The sequence below is a fragment of the Rahnella sp. AN3-3W3 genome (genome assembly GCF_003263545.1).
GTDB classification, from domain to species: Bacteria; Pseudomonadota; Gammaproteobacteria; order Enterobacterales; family Enterobacteriaceae; genus Rahnella; species Rahnella variigena.
Genome location: NZ_JYDG01000120.1, coordinates 1 through 11,210 on the forward strand (window position 1 = coordinate 1; position 11,210 = coordinate 11,210).

Below are 11,210 nucleotides of genomic sequence, written 5' to 3' on the forward strand. Positions count from 1 at the left end.
CGAATGAACGGTTCGAGACCAGAGGCTCGAGCCGAGCGGAGCGAGACAACGTCACGAAGTGACGGCCCGAAGGGCGAGGCCGTAGGCCGAGTAATCCTGAAGTTCGGGAATCGCGTAGCGATGACATTTTGCGCCATTCACTATTGCCACAGGATATGTCCGTCGTGCCAGCGATAGCGCGCAGTAAAAAAGCGGGGAGGAATCCAAAGGAGGGAAAGCACTTCCCTCCTTTGGGCGGTTTCGGCGCAACGAATTAAGTGATCACTGCACGTGAGAAACCGAAATTTACTCGGTCAGTTTTTAACGACGGGTGCTCACTGCTTTTGAAAAACCGAAATTCTCACTATTCCGGAAGGGGGTGTTCGGGAATCCCCAAAAATTAACCCACCAGTTTCTTCCCATATTCAAACAGCGCCTTGAGAAGCGCCATCTTCTCAACATCCCCCTCATGCAAGTTATACAGCGCCTCAAGCTCTAACGCATAATTCTGAAAACGTTCGTCAGTGAGCTTCGTCTGCCGGTGCAGCATCCATCGCTTTTGCTCGGCATCCGTCAGCGTGGCTGGGTAGTTGCGCGCACGAAAACGAAACAACAGCGGCTCAATGCGGGAATCGTTAAAGGTCAGATCCAGTGCCGGAAGATTCTCCGGGCGGGTTTCCAGAATGATGCGCATCGCGGCGCGGTCGGCATCGCTGAAGAAACCGTCGTACAAACGGGCATCCACATCATCGGACGGCGTAAATGGTTCGGCTTCGGCAAACATCGTAACCACTTTTTCGCGTACCTGCGGGTTCTGACGCAGCAGTTGCAGATTCTCAAGACAGCGCTGACGATCAATGCCCAGACGTTCGGCATTTTCCGGCAACAGCGTTTTTGCCGGTGCCAGCACCGGACATTTATTGATATGTACCAGCTTAATCGGCAGCGGAGATTGCCCGGCCTGTAACGCGTCGCGGCGGCTGTACAAACGCTCGCGCATTTCATCAGGATTGAGATCTAACAGCGTCGACATATCACCGGCCAGATCGCACATGATCACAGCGTTCTTGTTTTCGGGATGCCATGCCAGCGGCGCGACCCACGCGGTATTACCGCGCGCGGCACCAAACATACCGGAAACATGCACCAGCGGCGCCATCGAGGGAATGTCGATCAGCGTATTCAGCTTATGCTTGCTGCGGTGTTCCAGCAGAAAACTGAACAAACGGGGCTGCGCCTGTTTCACCAGCTTCGCCATCGCAATCGTAGCGTACACGTCGGCCATCGCGTCGTGCGCATTCTCGTGTTCAATGCCGTTGGCTTTGGTCAGATGTTCGAGGCGGAAACTCGGGAAACCGTCATCATTTTCCGGCCAGTTGATGCCTTCAGGGCGCAGCGCATAACAGGCTCGCATCACGTCCAGCAAATCCCAGCGGGAATTGCCGTTCTGCCAGCTGTAGGCATAAGGGTCGTAAAAGTTGCGATAAAGGATATTACGGCTGACTTCATCGTCGAAACGGATGTTGTTATATCCGACAATGCAGGTGCCCGGTACGCTGAAGGCTTTATGGATCTGCGTTGTGAACTCAGCTTCGATCACGCCGCGTTCCAGCGCGATTTGCGGGGTAATACCCGTGATCATCACCGCTTCCGGTTCCGGCAGATAATCATCAGAAGGGCGGCAATAAATGACCAGCGGTTCTTCAATGATATTGAAATCTTCGTCGGTTCTGACACCGGCAAACTGCGCCGGTCTGTCCAGCGCCGGATTCTTGCCGAAAGTCTCATAGTCATGAAAATAGAAGGTTTTTTGCGGTTTATCTGACATTAGTTAAGCAGGCCTTATTCAGTCGAAGGCACTTTACGCCAGCGTGATATTTCTGCGAGTCACGCGTGCAAAGCAAAGAGGAAATCACTGCCACAGAGAATACCATGGCTGAGGAAGATACTGAATGTTGGCAGGTTACGTGCGGTTCAGGAACCTCAGAAGCCCGACGTTTCCAGCGCGGCGACGAGGGTTTCGGAGGTTATCTGATCAACGCGCTTGCCCGGAGACAAAATCTGGGTGGCTTTATCATAATCCGGCCCCCACACAATATTGTTCTGATATCCCTGACCATACACTTTGTTGTTGTATAAACAGATAAGATTTTTATTATAAACCTTACACAAATGCACCACGGACGTGTCCGGAGAAATAACCAAATCAGCGGCTTTAATCAGCGCGGCAGCATGCAGGAAAGAAGGGGACGAGAATTTAATTCCTGAAGCATTATCTATTTTTTCCAGCTGAGCCGGGGTGCCGATATACACCACCGTATTTTGAGCGTCTTTCGCCAGATAAGTTGTTATTCCTGCCAGTTGAGCCGGTGACATATCGCGGGCTTGCTCGGTGGAGTATGGATTAATGACCACTAATTTTCCCGGACTCAGCGTGCTTAAAAACTGTGCGGTTGTGGATTCAATCTCTGCCGGAATAGTCAGCGCATATTGCCACACAGGATCCGTATAGCCCAGCGTATTAAGAACGGCTCTGTGACGCCAGCTGGTATGGTTATGCGGCTGATGGTAATCGATTGATATATCGTAAATCTTGTATTGTTTCTGGTTCAGCGTCAGTGCAATTTTCGGATTCAGCGCTTTAATGATTTTAAATCTGAGCGGGCTTAAATGGTTTTTATCATTGATATCAATCAGCAGGTCATAGGATTTAACCGGCATCTTTTTCAGGTCACTGGTTTTTTCAAAAACAATCACACTGTCGACCAGCGGTGAATGCTCGAAAATAAATGCCGTTCTTTTTTCGCACAGCATAGTGATGTTGTGCCCCTGCTGATGTAAGGCATTGACCAGGCCGCTCATGACAATCGCATCGCCAATACCAAACGCATTGCAGAGCATGACGATATTCATCTTCTCTGAGAAGGGTGCCGGTTCGCGACGTTTTATTTTATCGAGGAATAATAACTGGGCGTCGAGTTTGACTTTTTTCAGGAAAATATTCTTTTTCCTGTTTAAATGCCTGAGTTTTTTAAACGCCATTCCTTGAATTTCCTAATTTAAGCAAGATGAAAATATTTCATAACATATTATAACTGTCAGAATTATTTTCTGATTTTACCTAGCCGCAATCCGCCAAGTCAATCTTGCTCCCGGCGCCTTTCACGTTTAACTGCATTCCTTTCCTCATTTTCCACTATCAATCGGCCAAAACCCTGACATAACCGGGGTGAATGCCTGTGGTAACTCGGCTAAACTACTGCCTACTTTGAATTCAAGCCTTACGGCAGGCCTAACGTGCGTCTCGACAAGAAAATTTCTCCGCTGGATAACGTCATTTACCGTAATTACCGCATTACTCACGGGCTGCGTATCGCCGTGGCATTTTTGCTGACTTTTGTGATCGTGCGTCTGACTGAAATCCCCGAGGGCACCTGGCCGCTGATCACCATGGTCGTGGTGATGGGGCCGATTTCGTTTTGGGGAAACGTCGTTCAGCGCGTGCTTGAGCGTATCAGCGGAACCGTTTTAGGCTCGGCTTCAGGGCTGATTGCCTTATGGCTCGAACTGTATTCCTTTCCGCTGATGATGGTGTGGTGCGCAGTGGTGATGTTTGTCAGTGGCTATCTGACCCTCGGTAAACGCCCTTATATGGCGCTGCTGATTGGTATTACGCTGGCGGTGGTCTGCGGCGCAGGGCCGGGTGATATGAATACCGCGCTGTGGCGTTCCGGCGATGTGATTTTCGGTTCCCTGCTGGCGCTGCTTTTCGCCAGTATTTATCCGCAGCGTGCGTTTATTCACTGGCGTATACAGATGGCCGATTACCTGATGTCGCTGAATAAACTCTACAGCGCGTGGTTGTCGCCGAACATGCTCGAGCGTCCGCATCTGCACGGTAAAATGAAAACGTCTATGAGCCAGATGATCAAGATGCGTTCGCTTTTCGCGCCTGCCAGTAAAGAATCACATATTCCGCGCGAAGTGTTTGACGCGATCCAGACGCTGAGTCGCAATCTGCTGTGTACGCTGGAACTGCTGGCCGATGCTTACTGGAGTTCACGCGAAAGCCACTTCCTGATGCTCAACGCCCGCACCTTGCGCAGTGCACAGTTGCTGATGCTCAGCACGCTGGAAAAACTCAGTCTGATGCTGATGAACGGTACGAAGGGTGATGAGCTGACTATTAATCATCAGCTCAATGAATCTGCTGAAGAACTGAAAGCGCTGATGGCAGAAATGAACGCGGCAAATCATCTGGAAGCGCAGGTCTACGGTTATGTATGGCTGAGCGCGCAGGTGGCGGAACAACTGAAGTCTATGGGCGACCTCATCACCATGACGATGCAGAAAGAAGAAGCTCAAATAAACAGCGTTAAAACAACGAAAGCATGAAGGGATTTTTGTCTGTGGCCTAAAACGGGTAAGATGAAGCCATTGGACGATTATCTGAGCTCGCAGGCCAGTGTTTGCTACGCTACTCTTCAGGTGGCAAAAACGGGTTGCGACAAGTCAGTCACTGAATCTGTGTAACTTAATCGAAGGTGTTAAAATGGACAATATCAATAAGCCGAGTTTCCAGGACGTTCTGGAGTTTGTGCGCATTTTCCGTCGTAAAAACAAATTACAACGCGAAATTGCTGACAACGAGAAGAAAATCCGTGACAACCAGAAACGTGTTCTGCTGCTCGACAACCTGAGCGATTACATCAAGCCAGGGATGAGCATCGACGAAATCCAGGCAATCATTGCCAGCATGCGCGGCGACTATGAAGATCGTGTAGATGATTACATCATCCGCAATGCAGACCTGTCGAAAGAACGTCGTGAAATGTCCAAAAAGCTGAAAGCGATGGGCGAAATCAAAGCCAACGAAACCAAGTAATTTCGTCGCTTCTCAAAGCAAAAACCGGGTTGATACCCGGTTTTTTTACGCCTGTGATTTACGTTCAGGATTAAGCCTTATTCCAAAACCCTTACAGGTTTACCGGCCAGAAACGCCTGAATATCTTCCACGGCTTCGGTGAAATACACCTGATAATTGCCATCGGAAACGTAGCCCAGATGCGGCGTCGCCAGTACGTTGGGTTGTGTTCTGAAAGGGTGGTCAGCGGGCAGCGGTTCGACATCAAACACATCCAGCCCGGCACCGGCAATCACACCGTTTTGCAACGCATCAAGCAGGGCGGGCTGATCAACAATCGCGGCGCGTGAGGTATTGATCAGCAGAGCGGAGGCTTTCATCTGCGCCAGTTCCTGCGCACCCAGCAAGTTGCGCGTGCGGTCGCCGAGCACCAGATGAATGGACACCACGTCGCTGGTTCGCAGCAACTCTTCTTTCGATGCGCATAACGTCACGGCATGTTCTGCGGCGCGTTCTGCGGTAAGATTCTGGCTCCAGGCACAGACGTCCATGCCAAACGCTTTCGCTATCTGCGCCACTTTCTGACCAATTTTTCCCAGCCCCAGCAGACCCAGTCGCTTGCCGTTCAGGCCAAAACCGACCGTACTTTGCCACGGGCCGTTCTGGCGCAGCGCATTATTTTCTGTGACCAGATGCCGCGCCAGCCCGAGGATCAGTGCCCAGGTCAGCTCAACCGGCGCGGCCTGTCCGCTGCCGGTACCGCAAACGGTCACGCCATGCTTTTTTGCCGCAGCCAGATCTATGGAAGCATTGCGCATACCCGAGGTAATCAGGAGTTTCAGTTTGGGCAGACGGGCAAACAACGCCGCGGTGAACGGCGTTCGCTCACGCATAATCACCACAATCTCAGCGTCTTTCAGCGATTCTGCCAGCGCGTTTTCATCGGTAATATGTTCAGTCAGCGCCCGGCATTCTACCTGCGGCGTCAGTGAGTGCCAGTCAGCCAGCGAAAGGGAAACGTTCTGGTAATCATCAAGAATGAGGCATTGCAGTGGCATGGAAATCCCTTATCTGAAAATAATGATAAAGAGATATAGCACTGAAACAGCCGGGACGTGAAGTGTCCCGGCCTGAGGTTATTGTCAGAAACTGTAATCGACAGCAGCGAAATATCTGCGGCCATCTTCGTTATAACTGTAGTCGTCGCGGTTGAGATCTTTATCGGTCAGATTCAGTACCCCGGCGCGTATTTTTACTGCTTTATTCACCGCATACGAACCGCCGGTGTTCCAGATGGTGTATCCGCCAGGCGTGGCGTTGCCGTCAGTGACGGTGCGGCTTTTGCCTTTATAGTTGGCGGAAAGATAGAAGCTCCAGGCATCCAGCGGTTTCCAGTCGAGCGTCGCATTGCTGGTATGGAATGGCAGTTCGGACAACGGTTTGTTGCCGCCGTTACTCAGGTCGCGGGCGTCGTTGTAGGTGTAATTCAGCTTGAGGTTCAGCTGGTCGGTTAGCGGTAAACCAAGCTCGGTTTCCAGTCCGCGGATCCTTGCTTTATTCACGTTGTAATACTGGAAGATCGGATTGCCGCTGGCATCGAAACCAGCAAAGTTCTGATAGGTCGGTGCCAGACTGCGGTTGGCGGTTCGGATAACCGTGATCATGTCGTCGATGTCATTCTGGAACACCGTCGCACTGGCGGTCACGTCTTCCAGCAAGCCTTCCTGACCGGCGTAATACAGGCCGAATTCCACGCTTTCGCTGGTTTCTGCTTTCAGATCCTTACTGCCGACCACGTTGCAACTTCCGCGGCAGGAGGCGCTTTGCCAGTCCGGGCTGAGCTGTAACAGAGAGGGCGCTTTGAAGGCCGATGCCCAGCCACCTTTCATCGTCACGGTGTCGGTGGCGTTATAGACCAGATAAGCACGGGGACTCCAGTTGACGCCGTAGTTTTCGTGGTCATCCATGCGCACGCCGCCGGTCAGCGCCAGATTTTCGAACATCCGCCACTCATCTTCCAGGAACAGCGCGTACTGATTAGCCTGCGTGCTGCCACCGTTTTTCATGTTCACGCCGTCTTCCAGTTTGTCGTTGCGGTATTCGCCGCCAAACGTCAGGAACTGGTTGTAATCGCCGAGCGGGATCACCACTTTGCCGTCGAGGGAGTTGTTTTTCGAGGTGATGGTTTCGGCGTTTTTGTTCTCAATGTTTTCACCGTAGAAACGCAGTTCGGTATTCGCTAAGCCCCAGCGACCATTATGGCCGAGCGAGTAGTTTTCGCGTTCGATACGGTTTTTATCCAGCGTGTCGGAATCGCGGTCCTGACGGTCCATCCCGTAACCGAAGGTGATGTCCTGATCTTCATCCGGCGTCAGCGAGAATTCGACGTTGGCGTTGCGCGACGTGTAACCTTCGATACGCGGCTGACCGGTGCTGCCGCTGGCGGAACTGGCCTGATCTTTCTCGCGTTTACCGAGCGCGCCGTAAACTTTCACGCCCAGTAAATCGTCAACCAGCGGGCCGCTGGCGAAGAAGTTACCGTTGCCGCTGTCGCCGCGATCGCGGTGTTCCTGAACGGTGGTGTCGGCGCTCAGCGTGCCGTGCCACTTTGTGCCGACTTTGCGGGTGATGATGTTGACCACGCCACCCAGCGCGTCAGAGCCATATAAGGAAGACATCGGACCGCGCACCACTTCGATGCGTTCGATAGATTCAGCGGGGATCCAGCTCAGATCGAAATCGTTATGGCGGAAAACCGCGTTGCGGGAGTTGACTCGTTTGCCATCAACCAGAATCAGGGTATAGCCGCTGCCCAGCCCGCGGATGCTGACGCCCTGACGGTTGTCACTTTCATTAGTGATTTGCACGCCGGGAACATCTTTCAGCACGTCTTTGAGGTTTTGAACCGGTTTCTTTTGCAGATCTTCGCGGGTGATCACGCTGATACTGGCGGGGGCATCTTTAAGATTTTGTTCGATGGAGGAGGCCGTCACCACCATCTGATCTTCTTTTTCTTTCACTTCGCTGGCGTCTTCCGCCATCACCGGCATCGCGGCCGCAATCAGTTGTGCGAGCAGCCCGGCTTTAACCGCCGGTGTAAATTTAACCTTAACCATTTCTTCTCTCCGTGAGATAAAAAGCCCCGGCAGCCCGGGGCAGCGTCCCTTTTACTCTGTCCAGTAAGTGCCGGTCGGTTCGACGGCGAGGAACTGTTTATAAAGTTGTTTCTGAGTTTGCTGCGGGTTGAGATCGGCAAACTTCTGCGGATAAAATGCTTTGGCGAAGACCTGCACGGCCAGCACGTTATACGGGGAATTGTAATAGTTGTGCCAGATGCCAAAACTGCGGCCATCTTCGACAGCTTTCAGGGTACTGATGCCCTTACGCGCCAGCAGCGGTTTCAGACTGGCGCTCGCCTGTTCCGGCGTGGTCTGCGCGCCCAGCACTAAACCGGCGGGGTGCGGATCGCCAGCTTTTGCTGGTTTACCGCCACCGCTGACCAGATACACATCAGGCTGCGAAGCGATGACTTTTTCCAGATTCACCTGACCGAGAGGACCCGGCAGCAAAGGTTTGGCGATATTCACCCCGCCCGCCTGATCGATAAAGTCACCCATATTTCCGTTACCGGCTGAGCGGCAGCATTCATCTGCCGTCGAAGCGCGCAATTCGATAAACACCTTGGGTTTATCCTGCTCAGGAATGTCTTTGGTCACATCGGTGACGCGTTTGATGTTGTCCTGATAGAAACGGATATAGTCCTGCGCCTGTTGCTCGCGGTTCAGCACTTTGCCCAGCAGTTCCATACTCGGCAGGGTGTTTTTCAGCGGAGAGGTACGGAAATCCACAAACACCACCGGCACCCCGGCTTTCTGAAGCTGGTTCACCAGCTCACTTTCTTTGCCCGGTCCGTGGCCTGATAAACCAAAGATCGCCAGCTGCGGGTTCAGCGTCAGCACTTTTTCCGGACTGATGCTGTCAGCGCTGGTATTGCCAATCAGCGGAATTTTGTCGATTTGCGGGAATTTCGCCTGATAGGTGGCGTAGGTTTGCGGGTCAAGCTTACGGAAATCTCCCTGCCAGCCGACAATGCGGTCGAAAGGTTTCTGGCCTTCGAGCAGGGAAAGGGCGAAGAACAACCGGCCTTCTCCGAGCACAACGCGCTGAACATCATCGGGCACAGTCACCGTGCGCCCGGCAATATCTGTCACGGTGACAGCCTGCGCCGTAACGCTTATTACACCGAGCGTAAGCCCGACTAATCCGCCCGCCATTCGTTTAACGCACAGCGTAGTGAAAAGATTATGCTGAAAATTCATCTTCTTCCGATTCCTTTACGTTTCCCTGAAGAGGCGCTAACAATAAAAGAAACGATAACGATTATCAATGCGGTTTACATTTGGAAGGGGGAAGGAAGCCGAAGAGGGTAAAACCGCCCGGCAGGGGCGGCAGGTAAGATCGCAAGGGCTAATCCAGTACAATGCGTGGGAGTTTCTTCATTTGTCCTCAAGCCCCAAACCTGGATTACATTTCATATGATCCCATCCCTGATAATTTTTTACCTCGGGTACTTTTTGCGGGAAATCCTGCCAGTTTGAAAGATATTGATAAATTAAATTTGGCATATCCTTTTCTTTGACAAAATCCAAGCCCCAACTAGGTCCGGCGGAAAGCGGGTTAAGATGTTTTGTTTCCCCGTCTATAATATAATCAATTCCCGCCCCTCCTTTTCTGACGCGCAAATCATCAAACGGCGCTGAACTCACGTATAAACGCCCGTCTTTTGTCAGCAAATAACCACGATCATTAACAACGGTCAGAGATTCAGCTTGCCTGTTGTTTGGCGTGTAATTTCCTGAATTAGGGGCTGTTTGCCATGTCTGCCCATAGTCTTTTGATACTGCATACCCTCTGCTATCCCAATCAGGGACAACGATATAACGCTCAGAAGGATGAATGTACTTTTCTCCAAAAGCCCTGTAAAACTGGCTAGATATCTCTGATTTAATTCCTCGTTTTGTATCAACATAATTTAACGCCCCCTGACAATAATAACCCACTAATTCCAGATAGCGATGATCGTCAAAACGGTAAATAATCTGCGCAGGGGGATCGCTGGTGCGGCCATAACAACCGGAAACCAGTAAAAGTGCTGCCAGACCGGCGGCAATACGTGGACTTATTTTCATTTGTCCTCAAGCCCCAAACCTGGATTACATTTCATATGATCCCATCCCTGATAGTTTTTTACATCTGGCACTTTTTGCGGGAAATCTTGCCAGTTTGAATAATATTTTATTGTTAGATTAGGTATATCTTTTTGTTTTATAAATTCCATACCCCACGACCTGCCGGGAAATTGTGGAGTAATACTATGATTCTCACCATCAATATTATAATGAATACCCGCTCCCCCCGGCATAACACGCGGATCATCAAACGGCGCTGAACTCACGTATAACCGCCCGTCTTTTGTCAGCAAATAACCACGATCATTAACAACGGTAATTGATTCGGCCTCTTTACTGCTTGGGAAGTAGTTTCCTGAAATTGATGCTGTTTGCCATGTTTGCCCATAGTCTTTTGATACTGCCAATGCACGTGCATCCCAATGCGGTATCACTAAATAACGCTCAGAGGGATGGATGAGTTTTTCCCCGAAAGCCTGATAAAATTGGCTTTGCACTTCTGATTTTATTCCGCGTTTTGTATCGACATAATTTAAAGCTCCCTGACAATAAAATCCCACTAATTCCAGATAGCGGTGATCGTCAAAACGGTAAATAATTTGCGCCGGTTTTTCGCTGGTGCGGCCATAACATCCGGCAAGCAGTAAAAGCGCCGCCAGACCGGCGGCAATACGTGGGCGTGTTTTCATGTTCTTTTTAATTCCTTTTCAGTCAGCGTGGACGGCATCGGCCACTGATAAACAGGGATTTCCTGGTTATGTATTTCAGGATAACGGGCCGCATGAGTACGGGTGCGCGGGCCGTAATCATTAACTACCTCGAATTCTCCCTTGGGTAAAATTTCGTCTGGTTTGTTCATATAGGGTTTAATATCCCGAGGGTTTAATCTCCCTGTTTGGTAATATTCTGATGTGTCAGGATTGGGGTTATATTCCCGCCGCCAGTCCGCACGGTGTAACAAATCCCGCCAGAACCGGCCATCTTCAATAACGTGAGATTTGCACTGACCGATAGCCAGATCGTAAGCCATTGCCATGGCTGGCGCTTTATCACTCATGACAATCGATGAGTGCTGACTTAATACCGTGGATTGTGCCTTGTCGATTTCTTTTTTGATTTCTTCCGGTGTTTTTGTCCGATGGTATGAAAAATATTTTCCCCCGTTAACATCAATGATC

General features: G+C 50.9%; 10 protein-coding genes and 1 other RNA gene. 3 read left to right on the forward strand and 8 right to left on the reverse strand.

Annotated features, from left to right (window positions below):
- Position 1 precedes the first annotated feature (1 nt).
- A non-coding RNA gene (locus UC15_RS24215) (RtT sRNA) lies at positions 2-97 on the forward strand.
- A 282-nt stretch (positions 98-379) separates the two neighbouring features.
- Here UC15_RS24215 and sbcB read toward each other — a convergent pair.
- Entirely contained in the window at positions 380-1,807 is a 1,428-nt protein-coding gene (gene sbcB / locus UC15_RS24220; protein WP_112291611.1) for an exodeoxyribonuclease I, read from the reverse strand.
- 155 nt (positions 1,808-1,962) lie between these two features.
- Positions 1,963-3,021 (reverse strand): glycosyltransferase family 9 protein, encoded by a 1,059-nt coding sequence (locus tag UC15_RS24225; RefSeq protein ID WP_112291613.1) that lies wholly within the window; start codon positions 3,019-3,021, stop codon positions 1,963-1,965.
- A gap of 255 nt (positions 3,022-3,276) precedes the next feature.
- On the opposite strand from UC15_RS24225, the gene UC15_RS24230 reads away from it, so the two are divergent.
- Complete coding sequence (locus UC15_RS24230) at positions 3,277-4,374, forward strand: FUSC family protein (RefSeq protein ID WP_112291615.1); 1,098 nt, start codon at positions 3,277-3,279, stop codon at positions 4,372-4,374.
- A gap of 157 nt (positions 4,375-4,531) precedes the next feature.
- Positions 4,532-4,864 carry a DUF496 family protein gene (locus tag UC15_RS24235; protein WP_013574907.1) on the forward strand — a complete coding sequence of 111 codons (333 nt, stop codon included), beginning with the start codon at positions 4,532-4,534 and terminating at the stop codon, positions 4,862-4,864.
- Between the two features lie 77 nt (positions 4,865-4,941).
- On the opposite strand, the gene UC15_RS24240 is transcribed toward UC15_RS24235, so the two are convergent.
- The 6 genes from UC15_RS24240 to UC15_RS24265 form a co-directional block, all read right to left on the reverse strand.
- Positions 4,942-5,901, reverse strand: a complete 960-nt coding sequence (locus UC15_RS24240) for a D-2-hydroxyacid dehydrogenase family protein (RefSeq protein ID WP_112291617.1) — start codon at positions 5,899-5,901, stop codon at positions 4,942-4,944.
- A gap of 84 nt (positions 5,902-5,985) precedes the next feature.
- Positions 5,986-7,959 (reverse strand): catecholate siderophore receptor CirA, encoded by a 1,974-nt coding sequence (gene cirA, locus UC15_RS24245; protein WP_112291619.1) that lies wholly within the window; start codon positions 7,957-7,959, stop codon positions 5,986-5,988.
- 51 nt (positions 7,960-8,010) lie between these two features.
- The gene (locus UC15_RS24250) at positions 8,011-9,117 is read right to left on the reverse strand and encodes an ABC transporter substrate-binding protein (protein ID WP_112291626.1); all 1,107 of its coding nucleotides are present in this window, start codon (positions 9,115-9,117) and stop codon (positions 8,011-8,013) included.
- Positions 9,118-9,339: 222 nt separating this feature from the next.
- Complete coding sequence (locus tag UC15_RS24255) at positions 9,340-10,032, reverse strand: hypothetical protein (protein WP_112291621.1); 693 nt, start codon at positions 10,030-10,032, stop codon at positions 9,340-9,342.
- Positions 10,029-10,721, reverse strand: a complete 693-nt coding sequence (locus tag UC15_RS24260) for a hypothetical protein (protein WP_112291623.1) — start codon at positions 10,719-10,721, stop codon at positions 10,029-10,031. The genes UC15_RS24255 and UC15_RS24260 overlap by 4 nt, the downstream gene beginning before the upstream one ends.
- Positions 10,718-11,210: DUF3274 domain-containing protein (locus tag UC15_RS24265; RefSeq protein ID WP_157961033.1), on the reverse strand; the 493-nt coding region annotated here is incomplete at its 5' end. The genes UC15_RS24260 and UC15_RS24265, both read right to left, overlap by 4 nt.